Origin of the sequence: Streptomyces capitiformicae (assembly GCF_002214185.1) — a bacterium.
Classification (GTDB): Bacteria; Actinomycetota; Actinomycetes; order Streptomycetales; family Streptomycetaceae; genus Streptomyces; species Streptomyces capitiformicae.
This window is the reverse complement of record NZ_CP022161.1, coordinates 3,052,953-3,078,890: the sequence shown is the minus strand read 5'-3', so window position 1 is coordinate 3,078,890 and position 25,938 is coordinate 3,052,953. Positions and strand designations below refer to the sequence as shown.

Here is a 25,938-nt window from a genome sequence, read left to right as displayed (position 1 = left end):
CGGCTCTGACCTGCGAAAACGCTGTCGACGGCGACGGCGACGGCGACGGCGACGGCGACGGCGACGGCGACAGTGACAGTGACAGTGACTGCGGGCGGCTACACCGCGCCCGTCACTGCCCGACGAGCCCCGGCTGGAGCACCTTCGTGTACAGCACGGTGCCGTCCTGCTCGCGCAGTCGTACCGTCAACTCCCCGCTGTCGCCGTCGATGTCGACCTCGCCGAAGAACTGGTAGCCGCCCGCGGGTGACACGTTCGCGGTGGTCGGCGCCTTCACGAACACGCGCTCGGGGCCGAAGGTGTTGTCAAGGGCGTTCGCCGGGAACGCGCCGGCGTTTAGCGGGCCGGAGACGAACTCCCAGAAGGGCTCGAAGTCGGTGAAGGCGGCCCGGGACGGCTGGTAGTGCTGGGCGGAGGTGTAGTGCACGTCGGCCGTCAGCCACACCGTGCCGGTGATCTTCCGGTGCTTGACGAACCGCAGCAGTTCGGCGATCTGGAGCTCACGCCCGAGCGGCGTGCCCGGGTCGCCCTGCGCCACGGCCTCGATGTTCGGCTTGCCGTCACCGTTGTCCGGTACGAGCAGTCCGAGCGGCATGTCGGCGGCGATGACCTTCCACACCGCCCGCGACCGGGACAGCTCCCGCTTGAGCCACTCCAACTGCTCGGCGCCGAGGATGCCCTGGGGGTCGGTGGTCTGTGTGCCGGGCGAGTTGGCGTTGCGGTAGGTCCGCATGTCCAGCACGAACACGTCGAGCAGCGGGCCGTGGCGCAACACCCGGTGCACACGGCCTTCCCGGGCGCCCGGCCGCAGCGTGGAGATGGGGAAGTACTCGCTGAACGCCCGCCGTGCCCGCGCCGCCAGCACGTCGACACTCTTCTCGGTGTACCGGGCGTCGGTGAGGGTCTCACCCGGGTACCAGTTGTTGGTGACCTCGTGGTCGTCCCACTGCACGATCGACGGGACCTGGGCGTTGAACCGTTTGAGGTTCTCGTCCAGCAGGTTGTAGCGGAAGTTGCCCCGGAACTCGGCGAGCGTCTCCGCGACCTTCGCCTTCTCCTCGGTGGTGACGTTTCGCCAGGTGCCGCCGTCGGGGAGCGCCGCGGTCGCCGAGATCGGCCCGTCGGCGTACACGGTGTCACCGCTGAACAGGAAGAAGTCCGGGTCCAGCTTGCCCATCGCATCGAAGATGCGGTAGCCGCCGAAGTCGGGGTTGATGCCCCAGCCCTGTCCTGCCAGATCGCCCGACCAGACGAACCGCACCCCGTCGCGCCGCTTCACCGGAGTCGTACGGAACGTGCCGGTGACGGGTTCACCGGTGCGCCGCGGGTCGTCGGGGTCGGCGAGCAGCACCCGGTAGTGGATCTGCTCGCCCGCCGGCAGGCCCCGCAGCCGCGTCGTACCCGTGAAGTCCGTGTCGGCGCCGAGCAGCGGGCCGTGGAATCTGCGCGCCTTGCGGAACGACTCCGTGGCGGAGGTCTCGACGATCATCCGCGCCCGGCGGTCCGCACGCACCCATACCAGCCCGGAGTGCGCGCTCACGTCGCCGGTCTGCACACCCCAGCCGGCCTTCGGCCGACCCGACAGGGCGAAGGCCGGTGCCGAACCGAGCGCGGCGGAGGCGGGCAGCGCCAGCGCCGCCGACGCGGCGAGCGAGCCGCGCAGCACGCTGCGGCGGCCGGGCAGGAAACCCGAGGGACGGTGTGACATGAATGCGCCTCCAGCGACGGATTCGGCCAATGTGCACTGTCACAACTACTGGTGCGCCGCAGCGCACACGGAAACCACAAGTGAACAACTGACCGCACCGCCAAGGGACCCGATGACGAACGCAGGGTGCTGCGCCGGGTGACGGGCTGGGGCAGGGCGCGGGCGGCGACCAGGCCCAGGGCGACGACCAGCGCGTGTCGCCCCTGTCGGAGGGCAGCGCCCGCAGCCGTCAGCGACTGCCGTCGAGGATCACCCGGGCGACGAGAGCGGGGTCGTCGTTCATCGGGCAGTGGCCGCAGCCGGGCAGCCGGATCAGGCGGGCGCCGGGGATGACGTGCTTGGCGCGTACGCCCTGACGGGGGAGGAGCAGTCGGTCCCTGGTGCCCCAGGCCACGGTGACCGGGAGCCCGGGGATGTCGTCCGTGAACTGGACGGTGGCCCCGGCCCGGAGGGTCTCGTCGAACCCGGTGGCCCGCGCCAGCGCGAGCGTCTCGGCGACCACCGCCTCGGGCGAACGGCGGCCCGGGCGGGCGTAGATGGTGCTCGTCAGGGCCGTACGGCCGACCGCCGAACGGGACAACTGCTCGACCAGCGGCAGCGGCAGCCGCCGGGAGATGCGCCGCATGCCGAGCAGGATGCCGAAGGCGTAGCGCCGCTCCGTCTCGTTCCAGAACCCGGCCGGGGAGAGGGCGGTGACGGACCGTACGAGCTTCTCGCGGCCCAGCTCCAGGGCGAGCAGACCGCCGAGGGAGTTGCCCGCCACATGAGGGCGTTCGATTTCCAGCGCCTCGCAGAACGCGGCGAACACGGCGGTCGTCGTCGTCAGGTCGTACGGGAGGCCGGCGGGCAACCCCGGGGAGGCGCCGAAACCGGGCAGGTCCACGGTGATGATCTCGCGCTCGGCCGCCAGGATGTGGGTGACCGGGTCCCAGGCCTGCCGGTGGTGGCCGATGCCATGGAGCAGGAGCAGCGGTTCGCCGGCGCCCTCGCGCGCGTAGGAGACCGTCACGGGCCGCGGGCCGAGCGGGGAGGGAACGTTGAAGCAGACCATGGCGGACATGGTGCGACTCCTCGTCTGTGAGGGTGGGGCGCGCTGACGTACGGCATTCGTAGACAGCTTGTCAGCAACTGCTACCGGCGGGTAGTCCCCGACGGTAACAAGCCCACTGGACACCGCCGTACGCCTCGGGATGGGATGGAACGGTGACCACAGAAACCGTGATCGACGTCTTCGAAGAGCACCGCCCCGTCCTCATGGGAGTCGCCTACCGCATGCTCGGGCGGGTCGCCGACGCCGAGGACGTGGTCCAGGAGGCATGGCTGCGCTGGTCCGCCGCCGACCGGACCGACGTGCGCGAACCCCGCGGCTATCTGGTCCGCGTCACCACCCGGCTCGCCATCGACAGGCTGCGCCAGGTGCAGTCCCGTAAGGAGGCCTACCCCGGTCCGTGGCTGCCCGAGCCGTACGTCACCGACTACATGAACGTCGTCCCGGACACCGCCGAACGGGCCGTGCTCGCCGACACCGTCTCGCTCGCCGTCCTCGTCGTCCTGGAGTCCCTCTCGCCCCTGGAGCGCGCGGTGTTCGTGCTGCGGGAGGCCTTCGGATACCCGTACGCCGAGATCGCCGCCATGCTCGACCGTGCCGAGCCCGCCGTCCGCCAGCTCGCCGGACGGGCCCGCAAGCACGTGGACGAGCGGCGGCCGCGCTACGACGTCGACCCGGCCGAACGCCGTGAGCTGACCGAGCGGTTCCTCGCGGCGGCGGCCGGCGGCGACCTCGACGGCCTCATGTCGCTGCTGGCCCCCGACGTCCGCCTGGTGGGCGACAGCGGCGGCCTGGCCAAGGCCCCCGCGCGGGTCATCGAATCCGCCGACAAGGTGGGACGGTTCGTGCACGGCGCGTCCCGCCAGGGCATCGCGGACGCCACGTTCCGCTACATGGAGATCAACGGCGGCATCGCCCTGGTCGTCCTGTCCGGCGGCAAGGTCGACAGCGTGTTCCAGCTTGAGGTCGCCGACGGCCGCATCCAGTGCATCTACATCGTGCGCAATCCCGAGAAGCTGCTCTCCCTGACGGTGGACGAGTAGACCGGCGGGGCGCGCCGGGGGTTGGCGGATTGGTCTTGACCAAGGGTGGGGGCCGCCCTATGGTCGCAAGAAAGTGCAACAACCTTTAATAAACAAGGGCGCTAAAAACGCCACCGGGCCACGGCGAAGCAGCGGAGGACAGGGTGGGGACCCAGCAGCTTGAATCGGTGCCGGAACCTAAGTACTGGCACCTGAAGACCGTGCTCAGTGAGGCATTGGACTCCGAGTTCTCGGTGGGCGAGATCCTGCCCAACGAACGTGACCTCGCGGCCCGCTTCGGCGTCGCCCGGGCCACACTCCGCCAGGCCCTGGAACAGCTCGAACTCGAGGGCAGGCTGCAGCGCCGGCGCGGCGTCGGCACCACCGTCGCCCCGCCGCGCGTGGGCGTCGCCGTCGGCGGCGAACAGCACGCCTGGCCGGGCGCCATCGGCGACGCCTGGCAGGCCGTGGACTGCACGGAGGCGGCACCGCCCGCCGCCGTGGCCGACATCCTCGAGACCCTGCACGGCGAGCAGGTGCACGTCGTTCGCCGTTCCCGTATGTCCCACGGCCAGCCCGTCGCCGCCGAGCTGCTCTACATCCCGGCGGACTCGGTGCCCGCCCTCTCCGCCATAGACGCGCCCTCCGGTGCCGCACGCGCGCGTGCGGTGCTGCGCGAGCTGCAGCGCCTGGAACTGGAGGGCCAGGACCGCTCGGTGGAGCTGGGCTCCGCCCGCGCGGACGACGCCAAGGAACTCGACCGGCTGCCCGGCGCGCCCGTCCTGGTCGTCACGACCCGCTTCTTCGCCGAGGGACGCACCGCCGCCGTCTCCATGGCCACCTACCGCGCCGACACCTGCCGCCTGACCTTCGGCGACTCGGGCGGCGTCGAGATCCACCACGGCCCGGAGCGCCGCGCGTCCTGACGCCGTCGGCCCCCGCCGCAAGCCGCAAGCCGCAAGCCGCAAGCCGCAAGCCGCAAGCCGCAAGCCGCATCCGCCGCGCCTCGGTCCTCCGGGGCGCGGCGTTGTGCGTGAGCGTTGCGCGTGAGCAGGGGGAAGTCGGTGGTCCGACGTCGGATCAGCGCCGCGCCGTCACCGTGCTCTCCACCGCGAACAGCTGTTCCTCGACATGGTCCAGGGCCAGCCGTAGCGCGCCGATGGCGACGGCCGTCTCACCCAGCTGGGACAGGGCCACCCGGGGCGGGCGCAGACAGTAGCGGGCCAGCTCGTGCCGCAACGGATCGAGGACGTCGTCGATGCCGGTCGCCCAGCCGCCGACGACCACCAGTTCGGGGTCGAGGGCCAGGACGAGCGCCGCGACGTCGTGGACGAGCCGCCGTATGAAGCGGTCGACGGCAGCGCGGGCCCGCTCGTCGCCCTCGCGCGCGTGCTTGAAGACCTCGGCGACCGCCTGCTCGTCGAGCGGATGCAGCGGCTCGCCCGTGGTCGACAACAACGCCTCCGGAGTGGCCTCCCGGCCCAGCAGATGCAGTGCCCCGATCTCCCCGGCCGCACCGCCGTAGCCCCGGTGCAGCCGACCGCCGATCAGCGAACCCGCGCCCGGGCTCAGCCCCGCCAGCACGAAGACCACGTCGTCGGAGTCGACCGCCGCGCCCTTCCAGTGCTCGGCGACCGCCGCCGCGTTGGCGTCGTTCTCCACCAGAACCGGGCACTTGAAGGAACGGCTCAGCAGCTCGCCCAGATTCAGCCCCGTCCACTCCGGCAGGGCCGTGCACAGGCGTACGGTGCCGTCGGCCTCCACGATGCCGGGACTGCCCACGCCGACCGCGCGCAGCGAACCACGGGAGACCCCCGACCTGCGGAGCAGCTCCGCCACCGTCGAGCGCAGGCGCTCCAGCCGCTCGTCCGCCGTCGCCGTCTCGGAGACGTCCTTGGAGAGCGAGCCCAGCATGCGCCCGTCGAGGTCCGAGAGCAGCGCGGTCACCCGGTGGGAGCCCAGGTCCACCCCCAGCAGATGACCCGCCTCCGCCCGGAACCGGTACCGCCGCGCCGGCCGCCCCTGCCGTCGCGCGGCACCTTCCTCGGCGGCCTGCTCGACCACGAGCCCGGCCTCGACCAGGCCCTCGACGACACCTTCGACCGTGGGCCGGGACAGCCCGGTGACCCGTGTGATCTCGGTGAGCGTCGCCCGGTCCGTGGCCCGCAGCGCGTGCAGCACCACCGCCGAGTTGATTCTTCGGAGCAGAGAGGGATCCCCGCCGGTCAGTCGCCCCAACGTCCGTCCTCCCAGCTCGCGCGCATATTGGCCCGGATCGTACTCGTCGGGGCGAGCCGCGGCGAGTGCCCGGTGCACCCGACCTGCGACGGTTTCGCCCCGCCGCCCGTCACCCCCGACCGGCGAGGCCCCACACCATGCCCGTGCCCGCCCGCCTCAGCCGGGCGCCACGAACCCCGACTCGTACGCCGCGATCACGGCCTGCGTACGATCCCGCGCCCCGAGCTTCGCCAGTACGGCGCTGACGTGCGACTTCACCGTCTCGGTGCCGACGATCAGCCGGGCGGCGATCTCCGCGTTCGACAGCCCCCGGGCCATCAGCCGCAGCACCTCCGCCTCCCGCTCGGTCAGCGCGGCCCGTTCCATCTCCCGCTCGCTCAGCGCGGCCCGTTCCATGGCCGCCCGCGCCACCCGGTTGCCGCCCTCGTCGCCGTACTAGGCCGCCAACTGCCGTACCGACGCCGGGACCTGCAGAACGGCACGCGGACCGGCGCGTACGAGGGGTTCGTCGTCGACGAGCGGAAGGACGATCGGCGGCCGCGCGCCGGCGGCGGGGCGTGGAGCGTACGGCGCCGGGACGCGTGACGCTCCGCCAATTGTCAGTGGTGCCCGCTTTACTGGATCCCATGAGCATCGCGCAGCACCTCGCCGTCATCGACCGGCTGTGCTCCGAGGACTTCCCCGCGGAGTCCGGCCGGTCGGACGTCGGCACGGCCGGACCCGGCTATCACCTCGCCGAGTTACAGACGAGCGGCGACTTCTGGGAGGACGACGGCACGGGGCGGGAGGAGACCGAGGACCAGTACGAGGCGGACCGGGACGCCCTGTCGCAGAGGCTGGCCGATCGTTGGGGAGCGCCGGACGTCTTCAGCCTGTGGAGCGTCCTCGAACGGTCCATGGAAGGCGAGGACATACCCGAGCCCTGGGGGGTGCTCAGCTGTCACGTCCCGAACGTGCACCTCTGGCAGGTCGACGGCCGCTGGGTCGCCCTCGGTGTCTCGCAGTGGGACAAGGAGCTGCCGTTCCAACTGGTCGCCCTGATAACGGAGACAGACCCGCCGTGACGGGCTGACCTCCCGCGGCCCCTCGGCGGTCACCCTCTCGCGGCGACCCCTCGGCGCTCAGCCCTCCGCCGCCCCCCGCAACTGCCCGAACTCCTCGGCCATCGTCGCCGCCGTCCAATGCGCGTTGAGCCCACTGGGATTGGGCAGCACCCACACCCGTGAGTCCCCGATCGTCCGCTCCTGCGGCCCGATCGCGGCCTTGCGGTCGCCGAAGGCGGCCCGGTACGCGGTCACTCCCACCACCGCCAGCCAGCGCGGCCGCAACCGCTCGACCTTGGCGGTGAGCAGCCGCCCGCCCTCCACGTACTCCGCCGCCGTCAGCTCATCTGCGCGTGCCGTCGCCCGGGCGACCACGTTCGTGATGCCGAGCCCGTACGACGGCAACTCGTGCTGCTCGGACGGCTTCAGCAGGCGGGGCGTGAAGCCGGACAGATGGAGGACGGGCCAGAAGCGGTTGCCCGGGCGGGCGAAGTGGTGACCGGTGGCCGCCGTCATCAGCCCCGGGTTGATGCCGCAGAAAAGGACCCGGAGGCCGTCCGCGACGACATCCGGCACCAGCCGGTTGCGGGCGGCCTCCAGTTCGGCCTGGGTGAAGCGCGTCAGAGGATCGCTCCCGGCGTGTAACCGGCGGCCTCCGGGCGCTGCTTCACGATCTCCTCGATCCGGCCGAGGACGACGCCGACCTGGTCGGCCGCGGCGCCCGTGAACGAGAGCTTGTCGGCCATGAGAGCGTCGAGCTGAGCACGGTCCAGCGGGATGCGGTCGTCGGCGGCGAGCTTGTCGAGCAGTTCGTTGCGCTCGGCACCCTGCTCGCGCATCGCCAGCGCCGATGCCACCGCGTTCTCCTTGATCGCTTCGTGCGCGACCTCACGGCCGACGCCCGCGCGCACGGCGCCCATCAGCACCTTGGTCGTGGCGAGGAACGGCAGATAGCGGTCCAGCTCACGCGCGACGACGGCGGGGAAGGCACCGAACTCGTCGAGGACGGTCAGGAAGGTCTCCAGCAGACCGTCGAGCGCGAAGAACGCGTCGGGGAGCGCCACCCGGCGCACCACCGAGCAGGACACGTCGCCCTCGTTCCACTGGTCGCCGGCCAGCTCGCCGGTCATCGACGCGTAGCCGCGCAGAATGACCATCAGGCCGTTGACGCGCTCGCACGACCGCGTGTTCATCTTGTGCGGCATCGCGGAGGAACCGACCTGGCCGGGCTTGAAGCCCTCGGTGACCAGCTCGTGCCCGGCCATCAGCCGGATCGTCTTGGCCAGCGACGAAGGAGCCGCCGCCAGCTGCACCAGCGCGGTCACGACCTCGTAGTCCAGCGAGCGCGGGTAGACCTGGCCGACGGAGGTGAACGCCTGCGAGAAGCCCAGGTGCCCGGCGATCCGCTGCTCCAGCTCGGCCAGCTTCGGCGCGTCCCCGCCCAGCAGGTCGAGCATGTCCTGCGCCGTGCCCACCGGGCCCTTGATGCCGCGCAGCGGGTACCGGCCGAGCAGTTCCTCGACCCGGCCGTACGCCACCAGCAGCTCGTCGGCGCCGGTCGCGAAACGCTTGCCGAGGGTGGTGGCCTGCGCGGCCACGTTGTGCGAGCGGCCGGCCATGACCAGCTCGCCGTACTCACCGGCGAGCTTGCCCAGGCGGGCCAGCACGGCCACCGTGCGGTCGCGCATCAGCTCCAGCGAGAGCCGGATCTGCAGCTGCTCGACGTTCTCGGTGAGGTCGCGGGACGTCATGCCCTTGTGCACGTGCTCGTGCCCGGCGAGGTCGTTGAACTCCTCGATCCGCGCCTTCACGTCGTGCCGCGTGACCTTCTCGCGCTCGGCGATGGAGGCCAGGTCGACGGTGTCGAGGACCCGCTCGTAGTCGGCGAGTGCTTCGTCCGGAACCTCGATGCCGAGGTCCTTCTGAGCCCGCAGCACGGCCAGCCAGAGCTGCCGCTCCAGCCTCACCTTCTGCTCGGGCGACCAGAGCGTGGCGAGCTCGGCGGAGGCGTAGCGTCCGGCGAGGACGTTGGGGATGCGGGGCTTGGCTGGCGCAGAAGTCACGTAGACGGATTCTACTGGCGATTCGTGCAGGTGAGCGCAGCGGGCCTCTTCGGAGGAACCTACGAAGCCCGCTCCGGGGCGTCGGCGATCTCCGCCAGGATGTCCGCGTGGCACAGCTCCGGCGCGCACCAGCAGGCCAGCGTCTTGCCGCGCAGCTCCGGTACCAGGGCCAGCAGGTCGGGGTCGGCCAGCAGGTACTCCCGGTACTTGGCCATGACCTCGGCCCGCGTCCCGTCACGCTTCTTCTTGGCGGTGTCGTACTGGAACGGGTTGTAGAGCGGGTGCTGCGGCAGGTCCCAGTGGCCCATCGTCCAGCGGCGGCCGACGTACACCACGTCGTCGGGGGCGTTCTCCAGCCGGGGCCCGAAGTCCCGGATCCGGCCCTTCAGATTGATCACGGTGGTGGACACGCGCGCCTCCCGGTACGACGGGCCTCCCGGTACGGCGGGCCTCCCGCTACGACGGCTCCTTACGCTACTGGCCCCTCGTACGGCAGCAACTCGGGCCGCTTGGCCGGCAGACCGTCGCCCGACGAGCGGCCGGTGAGACGGCGGCCGATCCACGGCAGCAGGTACTGCCTGGCGAACCGCGCGTGGGCCACCTGACGTGCGGTCCATCCGGGCGGCGGCGTCGCGGGCATCGGTGTACGCCACTCGGCGTCCTCCGCCTCGTATCCGAGGGTCTGCCACACCGCCTCGGCGACCCGGCGGTGCCCCTCGGCGGTGAGGTGCAGCCGGTCCACGTCCCACATGCGGGGGTCTCCCAGGGAGGGCGCGCCGTACAGGTCGACGACGAGGGCGCCGTGCCGGACGGCCAGCTCGTCGACGCAGGCGAACAGCTCCTCCATGCGCGGCCGGAAACGCTCCAGGACCGGGCCCCGGCGGCCGGGGCTGCGCATCAGGACGAGCTGCTTGCAGGCGGGGGCGAGGCGTTCCACGGACTCTTCCAGCAGGCCGCGTACCCGGCCCATGTCGCACTTGGGGCGCAGGGCGTCGTTGAGGCCGCCGACCAGTGTGATCACGTCCGCTTCCATCGCGGCCGCCACATCCACCTGCTCGGCGACGATCTGACCGATCAGCTTTCCGCGCACCGCGAGGTTGGCGTACCGGAAGCCGGGCGTCCGCGCGGCCATCCGGCCCGCGAGGAGATCCGCCCAGCCCCGGTACGAACCGTCGGGCAACCGATCGGACATGCCTTCGGTGAAGGAGTCGCCGACCGTGACAAGGCTGGAGTGCACGGGAGGGGTGGCGTTCGTCTGCATGGCGACAGAGATGCTATCCCGTGCACATACCCGGCGGTCGGTCGGCTCCTTCCACCGCTCCCAGGCCGTGTCGTCACATCACCGCCGACACGGCCTAGACGGCGGGCTGTCCGAACAGCTCCCGCAGCACGTCCTCCATGGTCACGATCCCGGCGAGCCGCCCGTCCGCGCCCTGCACGGCCGCCAGATGCGTACGACTGCGCCGCATCGCGGTGAGCACGTCGTCCAGGGGTGTGGTCTCCCGGACCCGGGCGATGGACCGCATGTCCCGGACGGGGAACGGCACATCACGAGGGGCCGCGTCCAGCGCGTCCTTCACATGCAGATAGCCCACGATCCGGCGCCCCTCGTCCACCACGGGGAAGCGCGAGAACCCGGACTCGGCCGACAGCCGCTCCAGCTCCTCCGGAGTGACGCCCACGCGTGCGTACACGACGCGTTCCAGCGGCAGCACGACATCGCGCACGGGCCTGCGGCCCAGTTCCAGCGCGTCGTGCAGCCGCTCCTGGGCGCGGTCGTCGATGAGCCCGGCCTCGCTGGAGTCCCGGACGAGGTGGGCCAGTTCGGTGTCCGAGAAGGTCGCCGTGACCTCGTCCCTGGTCTCGATCCGCAGGAGCTTCAGCAGGGCGTTCGCGAAGGCGTTGATCGTGAAGATCACCGGCCGCAGTGCCCGCGACAGGGTCACCAGCGGCGGGCCGAGCAGCAGGGCGCTGCGCACCGGCTCCGCGAGCGCGATGTTCTTGGGCACCATCTCGCCGAGCAGCATGTGCAGATAGGTGGCGAGCGTCAGCGCGATCACGAAGGACACCGCGTGCCCCGCGCCCTCCGGCACGCCGGCGGCGTGGAACACCGGCTCCAGGAGATGCTCGATCGCGGGCTCCGCGACCACACCGAGGACCAGGGTGCACAGCGTGATGCCGAGCTGCGCGGCCGCCATCAGCGCCGACACATGTTCCAGGCCCCACAGCACGCTGCGGGCCCGCCGGTCGCCCTGGTCGGCGTACGGTTCGATCTGGCTGCGGCGCACCGAGATCAGCGCGAACTCGGCGCCCACGAAGAAGGCGTTGACGACCAGGGTCGCGAAACCGATCAGCAGCTGGACGGCGGTCATCGCTGCCCCTCCTCGTCAGCGGAAAACGCCGGCGCGTGCAGCAGCACCCGTGCGGCCCGGTGGCCCGAGGCGTCCACCACGTCCAGCCGCCACCCGGCGACCTCGACGGTGTCGCCGACGGCCGGTATCCGGCCCAGCTCGGTGGCGACGAGACCCGCGAGCGTCTCGTACGGCCCCTCCGGTACCCGCAGTCCCACGCGCGCGAGCTGGTCGGTGCGGGCCGAGCCGTCGGCCGAGTACAGCGCGCGGCCGTCGTCGTCCGTGCCGGCGTGGGCCAGGTCGGGCGTCTCGTGCGGGTCGTGCTCGTCCCGCACCTCGCCGACGACCTCCTCGACGATGTCCTCCAGCGTCACGACGCCGGCGGTCCCGCCGTACTCGTCGATGACGACGGCCATCGTGCGCTTGCCGGAGAGCCGGTCCAGGACCCGGTCGACGGTCAGTGACTCGGGGACGAGCAGCGGCTCGCGCAGCAGCTCCGCCACGGAGGTGTGCAGCCGGCGTTCGGCGGGTACGGCGAGGACGTCCTTGATGTGCGCGGTGCCGATCACCGAGTCGAGGCTGCCGCGGTAGACGGGGAAGCGGGACAGACCGGTGGCCCGGGTCGCGTTCGCCACGTCCTCGCAGGTCGCCTGGGCCTCCAGGGCGATGACCTGGACCCGCGGCGTCATCACGTTCTCCGCGGTCAGATCGGCCAGGTTCAGGGTGCGCACGAACAGCTCGGCGGTGTCCGCCTCCAGCGCGCCCTCCTTCGCCGAGTGCCGGGCGAGGGCCGCCAGCTCCTGGGGGCCGCGCGCGGAGGCCAACTCCTCGGCGGGCTCGACACCGAAGAGGCGTACCAGACGGTTGGCGGTGTTGTTGAGGTGGGCGATGAAGGGCCGGAACGCCGCGCTGAACCAGCGCTGTGGGGTCGCGACCTGCTTCGCCACGGGCAGCGGCGCGGAGATGGCCCAGTTCTTCGGCACCAGCTCACCGACGACCATCAGGACGACGGTCGACAGGCCCGTACCGATCACCAGTGCGATCGAGCCGGCCGCGGAACGCGGCACGCCGACCGCTTCCAGCGGGCCCGCGATCAGCTTGGCGATGGACGGCTCGGCCAGCATGCCGACGACCAGGTTGGTGACGGTGATGCCGAGCTGGGCGCCGGAGAGCTGGAACGTCAGATTCCGTACGGCCTTGAGGGCGCCGGCGGCACCCCGCTCGCCGCGCTCCACGGCCCGCTCCAGTCGGCCGCGATCCACCGTGGTCAGCGAGAACTCGGCGGCGACGAAGGCGCCACAGACCACCGACAGCAGCAGCGCCACGAGCAGGAGGAGCACTTCGGTCATCGGGTCACCTCCGTCCCATGGTCCGGCAGGGGCGGGAGGGACGCGCGATGTCGGTTACCGGCACCGGTACGTGTGCCGGGTCGGGTACTGGGAGGCTCGCCCATGGGCGGACGCTCACAACCTTTCCGCAGAGGTCGACTGGTCCACCCATGGTAAAGGATCGGCAAAGTGGAACGTTCCTCAGTCGGCGAGCGGCTTCACCCACCGCCGCCACTTCTCCTCGGGCGCGTACCCGGCCGCGCGCCACGCATGATGGGCGGTCTCGTTCCGTACGAGCACCATCGCGTCGCCGCGCCGCCCCCCGAGCCGTACGAACCGCTCCTCGGCGGCGGTCAGCAGCGCCGAGCCGATGCCCCGGCGCCGTCGTTGCGGGTGCACGGCGAGCCGGTACAGATGGCACCGCCAGCCGTCGAAGCCGGCGATCACCGTGCCCACCAGCTCGCCGTCCACCTCGGCGAGGATCAGCGACTCGGGGTCCCGGGCCACCAGGCGCTCCACGCCGTCGCGGTCGTCACTGATGCTCGTGCCCTCGGCGGACAGCTTCCAGAAGGCGAGCACGGCGTCGAGGTCGTCGGGCGTCGCGGCCCGTATGCGCAGGTCGGTCATGGCGTGATCCGATCACGCGGACCGGACGGCGACCTGGAATTCCAGGATCCGGACGTCATCGGCCGCTCAGGGCCTCCACCACCCGAGCGAACACCGCCATGTTGGGCTCCAGGACCGTCAGATACGAGAAGCCGTACCGCTCCCGCTGTGCCAGCACCTGGTTGACGATCTCGGCGGAGCGGTCGTCGGTGATCTCGACGACCTGGATCAGCAGGTTGACCTCGGCCGGTTCCTTGCGGCCGGAAGCGCACTCCTGATAGCGGGCGACCCGTTCGTCGAGCTCCTCCGCGGTGAGCGCTTCGAGCCGACTGTCCCCCACCGGGCGGGCGCCCGTGAACGCCGCGATGTCCGCGTGCTCGGCGGTGATCCGCGGCATCCGGCCGCCGTGGGCGCCGATCAGCAGTGGCACCCGGAGACGTTGTGCGGGCCCCGGCATGGGGATCCCCCGCTCGAGCCCAGCCGAGAGTGGGGGAGTTCGTCGGAGCCGAGGAGACGGTCCAACTCCTCGACCGTGCGCACGAGATGATCGACGCGCTCACCGGCCGTCCCCCTCACGGCAGCCCGGCCTTGTCGTGCTCGGCCCGGACGTACCCGGTGCCCAGCCCGAGCTCCAGGCGGCCGTCGGTCAGCGCGTCCGTGGTGGCGATCTCGCGCGCCAGCAACGTGGCGTTCCAGAAGCCCGTGTTGAGCACGAACGTGCCGAGCCGGGGCCGTTCGGTCGCCTCCGCCGCGGCGACCAGGGCCGGGAGGGGGGCCGACATGCCCAGATGGTCGGGGACGAGGATCACGTCGTAACCGAGCTGTTCGGCGCGGCGGCACCTCGCTCGCCACTCCTCGGCGGACGTGGGGTTGAGCAGGCTGACTCCGAAGCGGAACGGGCGCGGCATGAACTCTCCTCACCTGAAAGGGACTTGAGCACCGAGACACCGGCGAGTACTTCACTCGTGCGCGATGGCCGCCAGCACGTTCATGCGGGACGCACGCAACGCGGGCAGCAGCGCCGCCACGACGCCCACGACCGCCGAGCCCACCACGACCGCGATGACGGTGCCCCACGGGATGGCCAGCGCCTTCATGCCCTGCAACGCCAGCACCTGCTGGACGCACACGCCCCAGACCATCCCCAGCGCGAGCCCGAGGACCGCGCCGAACACGGCGATCACCACCGACTCCAGCCGGATCATCCGCCGCAACTGCCGCCGGGCGAGCCCGATCGCGCGCAGCAACCCGATCTCGCGGGTGCGCTCGACCACCGACAGGGCGAGGGTGTTGACCACACCGAGCACCGCGATGACGATCGCGAGGCCGAGCAACGCGTAGACCAGGTACAGCAGGACGGCGATCTGGCCGCGGATCAGCTCCTTGTAGTCGGCCTGGTCGCGGACCTGCACCTGCGGATACTCGTCCAGCGTCCGCTCCAGGTCCGCGCGCAGGTCGTCGGCACCGACCCCGGAGCCGGCGTTGACGTACAGCGCCGAGTCCTGGCCCTCGGGCACGTACTTCTCGATGGTCTCCATCCCGAAGTACAGCCCGCCCTGCGTCCCGAAGCCGTCGGCGGTGTCCTGGTCGGTGAGCGCGCCCACCTTCAGCTCGGTGTTCTTCCCGGCCGGGAACCGCACGGGGATCGTGCTGCCGACCGTCACGTCGTGCTCCCGCGCGAACTCCACGTCCATCGCGATGGCGCCGTCGGCCAGCGCGGCGGCGCTGTCGCCCTCGGCGTAGGTGACGTTCGCGACCTCGTCGAGCCGGGAGTCGTAGGCCGCGGCGGTCGTCTCGATCCGTTCGCCGTCCGGCAGCCGAACCTCGACCGGGGTGAACCGCTGCCGTACGACGAGACCGGCGTCGCCGGCCGTGTCGCCGACCCTGTCGGTGACCTCCTGCGGGAACGGCATGAAGTTCTGGTTCTGGACGACGAAGTCGGCGCCCAGCGTCTTGTCGATCTGGTCGTCGAACGACTTGGTCATCGACGCGCTCGCCACGGACATCCCGGCGACCAGCGCGATCCCCACCATCAGCGCGGCCGCGGTGGCCCCGGTACGGCGCGGATTGCGCAGGGCGTTGCGCTGGCTCATTCGGCCGATCGAGCCGAACAGCGCCGGGAACGCGCCGCCGAGGACCCGGATCACCGGCCGGACGAGGAGCGGTCCCGCGATGACGGTCGCGATGAGCGTGAGGACCATGCCGAGGCCGAGCAGCGAGGCCGCCGAACCCGTGTCCGTCGCCACCGCGCACCCCACGAGCGCGGCGGCGCCGGCCGCACCGACGATCCCGCCGATCACCGCGCGCACGTGCAGCGGTCGGCCCACCCCGGCGATCTCGGCGTCCGAGAGCGCCGCCATCGGCGACACCGTCGCCGCCCGCCGCGCCGGGAGATACGCCGCCACGAAGGTGACGCCGAGGCCGACGACGTACGCCGCGATCGGGGTCCCCACACCGATCACCATCTCGGCGGAGCTCAGGTTCATCCCGAGGACGCCCATGAGCTCGATCAGCCCGAAGGCCATCCCGATGCCCACGGCGAGGCCGAGCGTCGACCCGACCAGGCCGAGCAGCGTCGCCTCGGTGAGCACGGACCGGCGTACCTGCCGCCGGTCGGCGCCGAGGGCGCGCAACAGGCCCAGTTCGCGGGTGCGTTGGGCGATGAGCATCGAGAAGGTGTTGACGATGAGGAAGATCCCCACGAGGGTCGCGATGCCGGCGAAGCCCAGCATCACGTACTTGATGACGTCGAGGAATCCGCCGAGCGAGGCCGCCGCCGACTCGGCCTGCTCGTCGGCGGTCCGGTACTCGTACGCGCGCGGCCCGAGCTCGGCGGCGATCCGCTGCTTGAGCTGCTCGTCGCTCACGCCGGGTGCCGCGGTCACCGAGATGCTCGTGGCGGCCTCGGGGTCGCCCAGCAACTCGGTCTGTGCGGTCGGGGTGTCCAGGAAGACCAGTGCGGCACCGGGGTTGGTGGTGGTGAAGGTGGCGATGCCGACGACCTTCACCTCGAAGGAGCCGGGCTGGGCGAGCACGGTGAGCGTGTCGCCGATCTCCACGTCCTTGTTCTTCGCCGTATCAGCGTCGAGCAGCGCCTGGCCGGGGCCCTCCGGCGCGTGTCCGCTGGTCAGCTCGACCGGGCTGCGGTCGGTGACGTACCAGTTGGTGGCGATGGTGGGGGCGCCCGTCGTCGGCCCCACGGACTCGTTCTCGCTGTCGACGATCGTGATGTTCTCCAGCGCCGCGTCGACATGGGTGTCCTCGACGCCGTCGACGCCGGCGATACGTTCCGCGAGCGCGGCCGGCACGGTCTCGACCGCTCCCGTCGGCAGCTGCCCCTCCAACTCGTCGTCCTTCGGGCCCACGGTCACATCGGCGGAGGTGGAGGCGAAGAGCCGGTCGAAGGTGCGGCTGACGGTGTCCGAGAAGATCAGGCTGCCCGCCACGAACGCCACGGACAGGATGACGGCCAGCGCCGAGAGCACCAGCCGTCCCTTGTGCGCCAGGAAACTCCGAAGGGTCGCCTTGAGCACCGTCTCAGTCCTTGTCGAGGTGTACGGGATCGCCGCCGGACGTGCCGGAGGAGGTGAACAGACGCATGCGCTCCAGCACGGCCTCGGCCGTGGGGCGCTCCATCCGGTCCACGATCCGCCCGTCCGCGAGGAAGAGCACCAGGTCGGAGTGGGCGGCGGCGCCCGGGTCATGGGTGACCATGACGACCGTCTGGCCCAGCTGGTCGACCGCCTCGCGCAGGAAGCCCAGCACTTCGAGTCCGGCCCGGGAGTCGAGGTTGCCGGTCGGCTCGTCCGCGAAGATCAGCTCGGGCCGGGAGGCGAGCGCGCGGGCGCAGGCGACGCGCTGCTGCTGACCGCCGGAGAGCTGGGACGGCCGGTGCTTCAGCCGGTCCCGCAGCCCGAGTGTGTCGATCACCTGGTCCAGCCACTTCTCGTCGGGCTTCTTGCCCGCGATGTCCATCGGCAGGGTGATGTTCTCGGCCGCGTTCAGCGTGGGGATCAGATTGAAGGACTGGAACATGAAGCCGATCCGGTCCCGGCGCAGTCGCGTCAGGTCGCGCTCCCTGAGCCGGGTGATCTCGGTTTCCCCGAGCCACACCTGCCCGGCCGACACGGTGTCCAGCCCGGCCAGGCAGTGCATGAGCGTGGACTTTCCCGAACCCGAGGGCCCCATGACCGCGGTGAAGCGGCCGCGCGCGATGTCCACGTCGACCGCGTCGAGGGCGAGAACCGTCGTCTCGCCCGAGCCGTACGCCTTCGTGAGGCCCCGGGCGCGGGCGGCGACGCCGTCGGCTTCCGCGCGGCCGAGGGCGTGCTCAGCGGCAGCAGTGGACAAAACGGCCTCCTGGTTCGAACTGGTTCGAATTCCGGGCGTTCTCGGACGATCCTAATGTGATCCAGTCCACACCGTGAATCCCCCCGAAGGTCGAGGCCCCCTCCGCCCCAGGAAGGGTTTCCGTCATCGGTGTAAGGGGCATCCAGTTGCGCCCCTGCGGGCGGCGTGGCATCAAGGCGCCCTTGCCTCCGCTAGCACTCCGGCGCTAGCGTCATGTCATGGCCAAGACCCAGTTGAACGTCCGGGTGGACGAGGACACGGCCCGAGCCGCCCGGGAGCGAGCCCTGGAGCGCGGGATGAGTGTGAACCGGTACATAGAAGAGCTGGTCAGACAGGACACCGGGGAAGTGGGCCACACCTTCGTGGAGTCCGCCGCCGATTTCATGAAGCAGTACGAGGCGGTCTTCGTCGAGGAGTTCGGTGCCGAGCTCGAGGGCCGGCGCGAGGGACGTCACTGATCCCTTGAGCCAGCTCAGAATCGACCTCGCCTGGCTCCTGATGGTCGCCGAACGGAAGACGCCCGGAGACCCCCAGGTCACCGACTGGGGCGCCCTCGTCGCGGCCGTCGCCCGGCACGAGGCCGAGATATTCGACGTTCCCGTCTACGACACCCCGCACGCCCGAGCCGCCTCGCTCCTCCAACTCCTCATACACGTCCCGGCGCTGGAGCGCTCCAACGCGCTGTTCGCCTCCGCCGTCGCCTACGGCTATCTCGTCGCCAGCGGCGTCAAGGTCGTCACCTCCGCCGAGCAGGTGCGCGAACTGGCCAAACTGGTCAAGAGCGGCGAGGCCACGGTGCACGACATCACCCAGGAGCTGCGCCAATGGAGCCTGTGAACCGCAGCGGTCCCTGACAGGAACTACCCGCGCAAATCCCCGAGTTCGGGTCGCCGTGCCCGGCCCGTCACGTAGTACGAGCTGGGCAGCCGCGGCCCTTTCGTGGGCGTCACCAGCTCCTTGACCGTCTCGATGTCGAACCCGGCGGCACGGATCTCGCCCACCGGATCGCGGGCCACATGGCAGCCGCCGAACAACAGCGGCCACACCGTACGGTCCAGGGCCCGCTGGGCCGTGCGCATCGCGCGCCCGCCGCCCCTGCCGTGCTCGAAGAACCGCAGCTCACCGCCCGGACGCAGGACGCGCCGTACCTCGCTGAGTGAGCGACGTACGTCCCGCACGCTGCACAGCACCAGCGACAGCACGGCCGCGTCGAACGCCTCGCTCTTGACCGGCAGCGCCTCCGCCGCGCCCGGCACCACATCCACGGGCACCTCCGCGCGGAGAGCGGACTCCAGGGCCAACTGCCGCAGGGAGCGCTCCGGTTCGATCGCCACGACCTCCGAGACCGTGCGCGGGAAGTGGGAGAAGTTCATGCCGTTGCCCGCGCCGATCTCGATGACCCGCCCCGACAGCCCGGCGAGGAGTTCGTCGCGCAGCGGGCCGACTTTCGGCTCCGCCGACACGCTCAGTCTGGCGTAGAACCGGGCGAACAGCGGGTGGTGCACGGCGTCCTTGGTGGCGCGGACCATGACAGACCTCCCGAGGAGGACGGCAGTTACGGCGATTGTTTCCCCGGGAAACACCGGCTCACCCGTCGCGCGTCCTGAGGAGACCACGCGACGGGCGGGGGCGTACGACGTACTGCCGGGGGCGTCAGGCGATGAAGGCCCGCACCTGCCTGTAGATGCCCTCGTCGTTGTTCATGTCGTTGTGCGAGACACAGCCGACCTCGACGTTCGTGGCACCGCTCAGGATCGCGGTGGTGTCCGGGGTGAGCGCGTCGTCGCAGTTCGACCAGTAGCTGGCGTACGACACGCTGCCCGGGGTCTCGTCACCGGAGTTGAGCGAGGTCAGGAACGAACTTCCGGTGTACATCTCGTTGCAGGACGTGTACAGCCAACGGCACCAGCCGGCGACGGTCGTCCCGTGGTTCACACCGGCCGTGGACACGAAGTCGTCCACGTACGCCGTTCCGCCGAGGTTCTTGAGGTAGTGGCGGGAGCTGAGCGCGCCCATCGAGTGGACGACCACGTCGACCTTGGAGGCGCCGGTCGAGGCGAGCACGCTCTGGATCTTGGTCTGGAGCTGCCGTGCCGTCGTGACGTTGGACTGGCTCCAGTCGTAGGACCAGGCGTGCAGCTCGGAGGCCGTGTAGCCGTCCGCCTTGAAGTGCGCGACCCATTCGTCCCAGCTGCTGGACGAACTGCTCAAACCGTGTACGAAGACAACGGGGTTGTGGGTGGCGGCCTGAGCGGAGGTCGCGGAGAAGGAGAGTGACAGAAGGAGCGTGGTGGTCACGGTCGCGAGGGCCGTGGCGATGCGGCGCATGCGGCGATGCATGAAGCCTCCTGAAACGGGTGGGGTGGTCTGGAGTGTCAGGTGGGGTCTACGCGCGCCGCATCGGCGAAATCGCCGGTCTTTACTGGTTGATTAACTCGCAAGTAACGTGATGGGCGTGGTGACTCCGGTGAACCCCCCACAACTTCCGCATCGCTCGCCACTGCCCCCCATGAACGTGTGGCCGAGCCCGGATGCCGAGCCGGCCGTACGGGCCGAGCTCGCCGAAGGCGTGCGCGTACGCCTGCTGCACGCCGCGCACGGCGACCCGCGAGCCGCCGCGGAACTGGCCGCCGCCCTGACCGAACGTCAGGCCGCGGGCCTCGACCCACTCCCCGCCGAACCGCTCGCGCTCACCCCCACCCTCCTGCGCGTCCACCGGCGGGACGTACGGGCCCTGCCCGACGACACCCGCTTCCTGCTGCTCCTCGCCGCCGCCGACCAGTACCCGATCCCCACGCACGCCTATGCGCGGGCCGTCACGGCGGCACGGCTCGACACCCGCCCCCTCGACCTGGCCGAAGCGGCGGGCCTCGCCCACGCCACCGCCCAGGGCATCGTCTTCCGGGACGCCTGGACACGGATCGCCGTGTACGAGTCCGCGTCCGTGGACGACCGACGCGAGGCCCACCGGCTGCTCGCCGGTGTCCTGAGCGGCGAGGGCGAAAGACCCAGACGCTCCTGGCACCGGGCCGCCGCCGCCCTCGGGCCCAGCCGCCGCCTCGCCGCCGAACTCCGGTTGGCGGCACGGGTGGCACGTGCCATCGGCGAACCCGCCCTGGCCTCCGCCCTCGCCGAACGCGCCGCCACGCTCACCCCCGAGCCCGCCGAACGCATGCCCCTGCTCGCCCAGGCGGCGGCCGAGGCCTGGCAGTCGGGCGACGGCGACCGGGCCCGCCGCCTCGTCGCGGCCACCGACGACGACGCCCTCGGCGGTCTCCTCGCCCTGCGCGCGGGCAACGCCTCCGAGGCCTTCGACGCGCTGCTCACCGCCACCGTCCGGCACGGCCACGACCAGGCCTCGGACACCGCCGCCCACTTGTTGGCACGAGCCACCGAGGCCGCCATCTACACCGGGGACCTACGCCGCTGCCGTGAGGCCGCCGCCGTCGCCGACCGGCTGGGGATCCTGCCGCCGAGCACGCTGGGCGCGCTGGCCGCCGCGTTCGAGGGGCGGTACGACGACGCCCGCGACGTCCTCGAAGCCGCCGCCGGACGCTGCGGCCCCGGCGGCGACCCCACCCTGCTCATCCACTCCGGGATCGCCGCCCTGCTCCTCGGCGACCACACCCGCGCCGCCACCGCCACCGCCCGCGCCGCCACCTCCGCCCGGGCCAGGGGCGAGTCGGTGACCGTGCCGCAGGCCATGGAGTTCCGCGCCTACGCCGAGTTCTGGACCGGGCGCCCCAAGGCCGCCGAGGCCGCCGCCGTGGACGCCCTGCGCCAGGCCTACGCCACCGGACAGGACAACGGGGCCTGCCATCTCCAGGCCGCCCTCGCGATGTTCGCGGCCGTCACCGGCGACGAGAAGGTCTGCCGGGAGCGCGCCGAGTCCGCCCGGGCGTACGCCCTGGAGCGCGGACTCGGACTGCCCGCCGCCCTCGCCATGTTCGCCCTCGCCTTCCTCGATCTGAGCACCGGCCGTTACGCCGCCTCCGCGGCCCGCCTCCGCGCGCTCGCCGGATTCGGCCCGGGCCACGGGCACCGGGCCATCCGGCACATCGCCACCCCGCTCTACGTCGAGGCCGCCGTCCGCACGGGCGACACCCGTGTGGCCCGCGCCGCGCACGCCGACTACGACCGCTGGGCCCGCACCGTCCGCAGCGCCGACGACCTCGCCCTCAGCGCCCGTGGCCGCGCGCTGCTGGCCACCGGGGAGGAGGGCGTCGAGCACTACCGCACGGCCCTCGACCTCCACGCCGGTGGCACCCGCGACTTCGAACGCGCCCGCACGGAACTGCTGTTCGGTAGCGCCCTGCGCAGGCTCCGAAACCGCAACGAGGCCCGCGACCGCCTCCACAGTGCCCTGGAAGCCTTCGAACACTTCGGTTCCCCGCACTGCGCGGCCCAGTCTCGCGCCGAACTCCGAGCCCTGGGCGAGCGCGCCGCCGAGACCCGAGACACCGAGGACCTCACCACCCGCCTCACGGCCCAGCAGCTGATGGTGGCGCGGATGGCGGCGGAGGGCGCGACGAACCGTGAGATCGCGGCCCGGCTGCTGCTGAGCCCGCGAACGATCGACCATCATCTCCGGGGCGTGTTCGCCCGGTTGGGGATCAGGTCGAGGATCGAACTGGTGCGGCTGCTGGGGGAGGGCAGCGACTGAGCGTGGGTATGCCGGGCGCCCGGAGCTGCGGCTGGGCGGGGGCGGGCTGCGCAACTCGGCGCCGCGAGTTGCCGCTGCGCCCACCCTCCCCCCACTCTAGGCTTCGCTCGAGCGGGAGGTACCCCCATCGCCTCAGCGGCACGATTGTCCGCAGCCAGGAACGGGGGTCGCGCCCCGTAAGGGGCGCGGGGAACTGCGCGACCAGCCACGACGAAGCCGCAGTCGGCCAATCGCCACACCCCTACGGCGAGTCTCTAAGGCGCGGCTTCCGCGGTGGTGAAGGAAACGGCATCCCACACGCCCCCCAGGCCAGACGCCAGCCAGTTACCGGCCTCCGCGCGGAACGTGGTCGGCGCCAACGTCCCCGCCCCCTCCGGCACCGCCCCCAGCAGTGGAGACCCCGCCACCACCGGAAGGTCCGCCAGGTTGCAACGGGACGCCAGGTCGGGCCGCTGCGGCCAGCTGCCGATCACCACTCCCGCCAACTCCACCTCCCGAACGGCCAGTTCGCGCGCCGTCAGCTCGGTCGTGTTGAGCGTGCCCAATCCCGCCGAGGCGACCAGCAACACCGGCGCCCCCAGCAGCCGGGCCGCGTCCGCCAGCGTTCCGCCCGCCTCGTCGAAGCGTACGAGCAACCCACCCGCGCCCTCGACCAGCACGAGGTCGTGCTCGGCGGCCAGTTTCCCGGCGGCCTCGGCCACGTCCTCAGGGTGCAGGGGAGGCAGCCCGGAGCGTCGGGCGGCGGTGGCGGGGGCCAACGGCTCGGGATAGCGGGCGAGTTCGCGTGCGGTCACGGCGCCCGCGAGCCGGGCCACCTCGTCCGCGTCGCCGCGCTCGTCCGGCCGTACACCCGTCTGAGCCGGCTTCAGGACGGCCACGGACCGACCCGCGGCCACCGCCACCGCCGCGACGGCCGCCGTGGTGACCGTCTTGCCGACCTCCGTACCCGTCCCCGTGATCACCAGGACCGTCATGTCACCCCTCCCGCGCCGCCGCGCACACCGCACGGGCGATCCGTGCCACGTCCTCGTCGCCCGTGACGTACGGCGGCATCGTGTAGACGAGATCGCGGAACGGCCGCAGCCACACACCCTCGCGTACGGCGGCAGCCGTGGCCGTCGTCATGTCCACCCCGTGGTCGAGCTGGACGACGCCGATGGCGCCCAGTACGCGTACGTCCTTCACACCGGGTACGTCGAGCGCCGGCGCCAGCCCCTCCCTCAGTCCGGCCTCGATCCGCTTGACCTCCGCCGCCCAGTCCTGCCCCAGCAGCAGTTCGATCGAGGCGCAGGCGACGGCCGCCGCCAGCGGGTTGCCCATGAAGGTCGGCCCGTGGGCCAGCACGGGCACCTCGCCGCGCGAGATCCCGTCGGCCACCCGTGCCGTGCACAGCGTCGCCGCCATGGTCAGGTAGCCGCCGGTCAGAGCCTTGCCCACGCACATCACATCGGGCGTCACCGCCGCGTGGTCCGCCGCGAACAGCGCGCCCGTGCGCCCGAAACCGGTCGCGATCTCGTCGAACACCAGCAGTACATCGTGCGCGTCGCACGCCTCGCGCAGCACCCGCAGATACGCGGGGGAGTGGAACCGCATCCCACCCGCGCCCTGCACCACCGGCTCCACGATCACCGCGGCCAGTTCGTCGGCGTGCCGTCCGATCGCCGAGCGCAGCGACTCCGCGTACGACTCCTCGTACTCCGTCGGCGGCGCGTCCACGAACACCTGCCGGGGCAGCACGCCCTGCCACAGCTCGTGCATCCCGCCCTCGGGGTCGCACACGGACATCGGCTGCCAGGTGTCGCCGTGGTAACCACCGCGCCAGGTCAGCAGGCGCTGTTTGCGGGGGCGGCCCAGCGAGCGCCAGTACTGCAGGCACATCTTGACCGCGACCTCGACCGAGACCGAGCCCGAGTCCGCCAGGAAGACATGCTCCAGGCCCTCGGGAGACATGTCGACAAGACGCTTCGCCAGCCGTACGGCGGGCTCGTGCGTGAGCCCGCCGAACATGACATGACTCATCCGGCCCAGCTGCTCGCGCGCCGCCTCGTTGAGCACCGGGTGGTTGTAGCCGTGGATCGCCGACCACCAGGACGACATGCCGTCCACCAGCTCGCCCGAGCCGTCGGCGAGCTTCAGTCGTACCCCGCTCGCCGCCTCCACGACGAGCGGCTCGACCCGGCCGGGCATAGGCCCGTACGGATGCCAGACATGCCGCCGGTCGAGATCCAGCAGCTCGGGCACGCTCAGCTCAGGCATGGGGCGCAGGTCAGGCATTGGGCGCGAGATCGGTTCCGGCGCCCCGGCGGCGTACGGCGACGAGGTCGGTGCGCGGCTCGCCGACCGGCGCGGCAGTGGCCGTACCGCACACATCGTCGGAGCCGCAGGCACTCTCCGAGCCGCAGGCACTCTCGGATCCGCATCCGCCCGAGACGCGGTGCTCCGGCAGCGTCACCTCGCCCATGCCCTCCACCTCGAACCCGGCGTCGGCGATCATCTCCAGGTCGGCCTTGCCGGCCTGGCCCTCGGTGGTGAGGTAGTCGCCGAGGAAGATGGAGTTGGCCAGGTGCAGGGCGAGCGGCTGCATCGTGCGCAGATGGACCTCACGGCCGCCCGCGATGCGCACCTCGATGTCGGGGCAGACGAACCGGACCATCGCCAGGATCCGCAGACACCGTTGCGGGGTGAGGTTCCACTCCTTGCCCAGCGGAGTGCCCTCGACCGGGATGAGGAAGTTGACCGGCACCGAGTCCGGGTCCAGTTCGCGCAGTGAGAAGACCACGTCGACCAGGTCCTCGTCGCTCTCGCCCATGCCCGCGATCAGACCCGAGCACGCCGACAGACCCGCCGCGTGCGCCTTCTGCACCGTGTCCACCCGATCGGCGTACGTGTGCGTCGTCGTGATCTCGCCGTACGTGGACTCGGAGGTGTTGAGGTTGTGGTTGTAGGCGTCCGCGCCCGCCTCGCGCAGGCGTTCGGCCTGGCCGTCGGAGAGGAGACCGAGGCAGGCGCACACCTCGACACCCTCGTTCTGCTCCTTGATCGCCTTGATGGTGCCGGCGACCCGGTCGACGTCCCGGTCGGTCGGGCCGCGCCCGGACGCCACCAGGCAGACCCGCTTGGCGCCACCGGCGAGCCCGGCCGCGGCGGCCTTGGAGGCCTCGTCTGGCTTGAGCCAGGTGTACTTGAGGATGCCGGTGGTGGAGCCGAGCCGCTGGGAACAGTAGGAGCAGTCCTCGGGGCAGAGCCCGGACTTGAGGTTGACCAGGTAGTTCAGCTTCACCCGGCGTCCGAACCAGTGCCGACGCACCTTGCCGGCCGCGGCCACCACATCCAACAGGTCGTCGTCGGAGGTGCCCAGGACGGCGAGCGCCTCGGCACGGCTCGGCGGCTCGCGCCGGAGCCCTTTGTCCACCAGCGTGTTCAGCAGGTCCATGAGAGCCGATCCTGTCCTACGGGAGTGCTCCGGGCCAAGGAGAGTTCGGACAACAGAGTCGGTTCGACGTGTGGGTATTGCCACA

The 25,938-nt window shown here is 71.5% G+C and carries 23 protein-coding genes and 2 pseudogenes; 6 read left to right on the top strand and 19 right to left on the bottom strand.

Annotation, left to right across the window (positions count from 1 at the left end; all coding sequences use genetic code 11):
- Positions 1–112: 112 nt before the first annotated feature.
- Together CES90_RS13670 and CES90_RS13665 are read right to left on the bottom strand one after the other, a co-directional pair.
- A complete protein-coding gene (locus CES90_RS13670; RefSeq protein ID WP_189785032.1) occupies positions 113–1,708 on the bottom strand; it encodes an alkaline phosphatase D family protein in 1,596 nt (531 codons plus the stop codon).
- A gap of 229 nt (positions 1,709–1,937) precedes the next feature.
- A complete protein-coding gene (locus tag CES90_RS13665) occupies positions 1,938–2,768 on the bottom strand; it encodes an alpha/beta fold hydrolase (RefSeq protein ID WP_189785031.1) in 831 nt (276 codons plus the stop codon).
- A gap of 143 nt (positions 2,769–2,911) precedes the next feature.
- Between CES90_RS13665 and CES90_RS13660 the strand changes: the two genes are divergently transcribed.
- Together CES90_RS13660 and CES90_RS13655 are read left to right on the top strand one after the other, a co-directional pair.
- Entirely contained in the window at positions 2,912–3,799 is an 888-nt protein-coding gene (locus CES90_RS13660) for an RNA polymerase sigma-70 factor (protein ID WP_189785030.1), read from the top strand.
- 143 nt (positions 3,800–3,942) lie between these two features.
- Positions 3,943–4,704 (top strand): GntR family transcriptional regulator, encoded by a 762-nt coding sequence (locus CES90_RS13655; protein WP_189785029.1) that lies wholly within the window; start codon positions 3,943–3,945, stop codon positions 4,702–4,704.
- A gap of 154 nt (positions 4,705–4,858) precedes the next feature.
- On the opposite strand, the gene CES90_RS13650 is transcribed toward CES90_RS13655, so the two are convergent.
- Together CES90_RS13650 and CES90_RS13645 are read right to left on the bottom strand one after the other, a co-directional pair.
- On the bottom strand, positions 4,859–6,016 hold the full coding sequence (locus CES90_RS13650; RefSeq protein WP_189785028.1) for an ROK family transcriptional regulator: 1,158 nt from the start codon (positions 6,014–6,016) through the stop codon (positions 4,859–4,861).
- A 156-nt stretch (positions 6,017–6,172) separates the two neighbouring features.
- Positions 6,173–6,490 (bottom strand): annotated as a pseudogene (locus tag CES90_RS13645) (response regulator transcription factor); the annotation flags it as partial.
- A gap of 152 nt (positions 6,491–6,642) precedes the next feature.
- Here CES90_RS13645 and CES90_RS13640 point away from each other — a divergent pair.
- Entirely contained in the window at positions 6,643–7,080 is a 438-nt protein-coding gene (locus CES90_RS13640) for a hypothetical protein (RefSeq protein WP_189785027.1), read from the top strand.
- Between the two features lie 57 nt (positions 7,081–7,137).
- Here CES90_RS13640 and mug read toward each other — a convergent pair whose 3' ends face one another.
- The 10 genes and pseudogenes from mug to CES90_RS13590 form a co-directional block, all read right to left on the bottom strand.
- Positions 7,138–7,635 carry a G/U mismatch-specific DNA glycosylase gene (gene mug, locus CES90_RS13635; RefSeq protein WP_229914056.1) on the bottom strand — a complete coding sequence of 166 codons (498 nt, stop codon included), beginning with the start codon at positions 7,633–7,635 and terminating at the stop codon, positions 7,138–7,140.
- 44 nt (positions 7,636–7,679) lie between these two features.
- Entirely contained in the window at positions 7,680–9,122 is a 1,443-nt protein-coding gene (gene purB / locus CES90_RS13630; protein ID WP_189785026.1) for an adenylosuccinate lyase, read from the bottom strand.
- 59 nt (positions 9,123–9,181) lie between these two features.
- Positions 9,182–9,532, bottom strand: a complete 351-nt coding sequence (locus tag CES90_RS13625) for a DUF4326 domain-containing protein (RefSeq protein WP_189785025.1) — start codon at positions 9,530–9,532, stop codon at positions 9,182–9,184.
- Between the two features lie 59 nt (positions 9,533–9,591).
- Positions 9,592–10,383 (bottom strand): SGNH/GDSL hydrolase family protein, encoded by a 792-nt coding sequence (locus CES90_RS13620; protein WP_189785024.1) that lies wholly within the window; start codon positions 10,381–10,383, stop codon positions 9,592–9,594.
- A gap of 94 nt (positions 10,384–10,477) precedes the next feature.
- Positions 10,478–11,494, bottom strand: coding sequence for a hemolysin family protein (locus CES90_RS13615; RefSeq protein WP_189785023.1), 1,017 nt, complete (start codon positions 11,492–11,494; stop codon positions 10,478–10,480).
- Positions 11,491–12,822: a hemolysin family protein gene (locus CES90_RS13610; protein WP_189785022.1), complete on the bottom strand. Its 1,332-nt coding sequence runs from the start codon at positions 12,820–12,822 to the stop codon at positions 11,491–11,493. The genes CES90_RS13615 and CES90_RS13610 overlap by 4 nt, the downstream gene beginning before the upstream one ends.
- 180 nt (positions 12,823–13,002) lie before the next feature.
- Positions 13,003–13,428: a GNAT family N-acetyltransferase gene (locus CES90_RS13605; RefSeq protein WP_189785021.1), complete on the bottom strand. Its 426-nt coding sequence runs from the start codon at positions 13,426–13,428 to the stop codon at positions 13,003–13,005.
- A gap of 55 nt (positions 13,429–13,483) precedes the next feature.
- Positions 13,484–14,315: pseudogene (locus tag CES90_RS13600) on the bottom strand (TIGR03621 family F420-dependent LLM class oxidoreductase).
- A 51-nt stretch (positions 14,316–14,366) separates the two neighbouring features.
- Entirely contained in the window at positions 14,367–16,940 is a 2,574-nt protein-coding gene (locus CES90_RS13595) for an ABC transporter permease (protein ID WP_189785020.1), read from the bottom strand.
- Between the two features lie 4 nt (positions 16,941–16,944).
- The gene (locus CES90_RS13590) at positions 16,945–17,757 is read right to left on the bottom strand and encodes an ABC transporter ATP-binding protein (RefSeq protein ID WP_189785019.1); all 813 of its coding nucleotides are present in this window, start codon (positions 17,755–17,757) and stop codon (positions 16,945–16,947) included.
- Between the two features lie 218 nt (positions 17,758–17,975).
- Between CES90_RS13590 and CES90_RS13585 the strand changes: the two genes are divergently transcribed.
- The gene (locus CES90_RS13585; RefSeq protein WP_149824006.1) at positions 17,976–18,215 is read left to right on the top strand and encodes a toxin-antitoxin system HicB family antitoxin; all 240 of its coding nucleotides are present in this window, start codon (positions 17,976–17,978) and stop codon (positions 18,213–18,215) included.
- A 4-nt stretch (positions 18,216–18,219) separates the two neighbouring features.
- Entirely contained in the window at positions 18,220–18,594 is a 375-nt protein-coding gene (locus tag CES90_RS13580; RefSeq protein WP_189785018.1) for a fic family toxin-antitoxin system, toxin component, read from the top strand.
- A 23-nt stretch (positions 18,595–18,617) separates the two neighbouring features.
- Here CES90_RS13580 and CES90_RS13575 read toward each other — a convergent pair whose 3' ends face one another.
- Positions 18,618–19,286 carry a class I SAM-dependent methyltransferase gene (locus tag CES90_RS13575; RefSeq protein WP_189785017.1) on the bottom strand — a complete coding sequence of 223 codons (669 nt, stop codon included), beginning with the start codon at positions 19,284–19,286 and terminating at the stop codon, positions 18,618–18,620.
- A 124-nt stretch (positions 19,287–19,410) separates the two neighbouring features.
- On the bottom strand, positions 19,411–20,097 hold the full coding sequence (locus CES90_RS13570; protein WP_189785016.1) for an esterase/lipase family protein: 687 nt from the start codon (positions 20,095–20,097) through the stop codon (positions 19,411–19,413).
- Between the two features lie 169 nt (positions 20,098–20,266).
- On the opposite strand from CES90_RS13570, the gene CES90_RS13565 reads away from it, so the two are divergent.
- Complete coding sequence (locus CES90_RS13565; RefSeq protein ID WP_189785015.1) at positions 20,267–22,420, top strand: helix-turn-helix transcriptional regulator; 2,154 nt, start codon at positions 20,267–20,269, stop codon at positions 22,418–22,420.
- 254 nt (positions 22,421–22,674) lie between these two features.
- Here the strand turns inward: CES90_RS13565 and bioD are convergent, their stop codons facing one another.
- The 3 genes from bioD to bioB are packed head-to-tail and all read right to left on the bottom strand — an operon-like array spanning position 22,675 to position 25,853.
- A complete protein-coding gene (gene bioD / locus CES90_RS13560) occupies positions 22,675–23,394 on the bottom strand; it encodes a dethiobiotin synthase (RefSeq protein ID WP_189785014.1) in 720 nt (239 codons plus the stop codon).
- A 1-nt stretch (position 23,395) separates the two neighbouring features.
- Positions 23,396–24,676 (bottom strand): adenosylmethionine--8-amino-7-oxononanoate transaminase, encoded by a 1,281-nt coding sequence (locus tag CES90_RS13555; RefSeq protein ID WP_189785013.1) that lies wholly within the window; start codon positions 24,674–24,676, stop codon positions 23,396–23,398.
- 10 nt (positions 24,677–24,686) lie between these two features.
- Positions 24,687–25,853, bottom strand: a complete 1,167-nt coding sequence (bioB, locus tag CES90_RS13550) for a biotin synthase BioB (protein ID WP_189785012.1) — start codon at positions 25,851–25,853, stop codon at positions 24,687–24,689.
- Positions 25,854–25,938 lie beyond the last annotated feature (85 nt).

What these genes read in the sequence shown, in the direction of transcription:
- CES90_RS13670 (WP_189785032.1), bottom strand. Translation starts at nt 1,708, where the DNA reads ATGTCACACCGTCCCTCGGGTTTCCTGCCCGGCCGCCGCAGCGTGCTG.
- CES90_RS13665 (WP_189785031.1), bottom strand. Translation starts at nt 2,768, where the DNA reads ATGTCCGCCATGGTCTGCTTCAACGTTCCCTCCCCGCTCGGCCCGCGG.
- CES90_RS13640 (WP_189785027.1), top strand. Translation starts at nt 6,643, where the DNA reads ATGAGCATCGCGCAGCACCTCGCCGTCATCGACCGGCTGTGCTCCGAG.
- CES90_RS13620 (WP_189785024.1), bottom strand. Translation starts at nt 10,383, where the DNA reads ATGCAGACGAACGCCACCCCTCCCGTGCACTCCAGCCTTGTCACGGTC.
- CES90_RS13615 (WP_189785023.1), bottom strand. Translation starts at nt 11,494, where the DNA reads ATGACCGCCGTCCAGCTGCTGATCGGTTTCGCGACCCTGGTCGTCAAC.
- CES90_RS13610 (WP_189785022.1), bottom strand. Translation starts at nt 12,822, where the DNA reads ATGACCGAAGTGCTCCTCCTGCTCGTGGCGCTGCTGCTGTCGGTGGTC.
- CES90_RS13605 (WP_189785021.1), bottom strand. Translation starts at nt 13,428, where the DNA reads ATGACCGACCTGCGCATACGGGCCGCGACGCCCGACGACCTCGACGCC.
- CES90_RS13585 (WP_149824006.1), top strand. Translation starts at nt 17,976, where the DNA reads ATGGCCAAGACCCAGTTGAACGTCCGGGTGGACGAGGACACGGCCCGA.
- CES90_RS13575 (WP_189785017.1), bottom strand. Translation starts at nt 19,286, where the DNA reads ATGGTCCGCGCCACCAAGGACGCCGTGCACCACCCGCTGTTCGCCCGG.
- CES90_RS13570 (WP_189785016.1), bottom strand. Translation starts at nt 20,097, where the DNA reads ATGCATCGCCGCATGCGCCGCATCGCCACGGCCCTCGCGACCGTGACC.
- CES90_RS13565 (WP_189785015.1), top strand. Translation starts at nt 20,267, where the DNA reads ATGAACGTGTGGCCGAGCCCGGATGCCGAGCCGGCCGTACGGGCCGAG.
- bioD (WP_189785014.1), bottom strand. Translation starts at nt 23,394, where the DNA reads ATGACGGTCCTGGTGATCACGGGGACGGGTACGGAGGTCGGCAAGACG.
- CES90_RS13555 (WP_189785013.1), bottom strand. Translation starts at nt 24,676, where the DNA reads ATGCCTGAGCTGAGCGTGCCCGAGCTGCTGGATCTCGACCGGCGGCAT.
- bioB (WP_189785012.1), bottom strand. Translation starts at nt 25,853, where the DNA reads ATGGACCTGCTGAACACGCTGGTGGACAAAGGGCTCCGGCGCGAGCCG.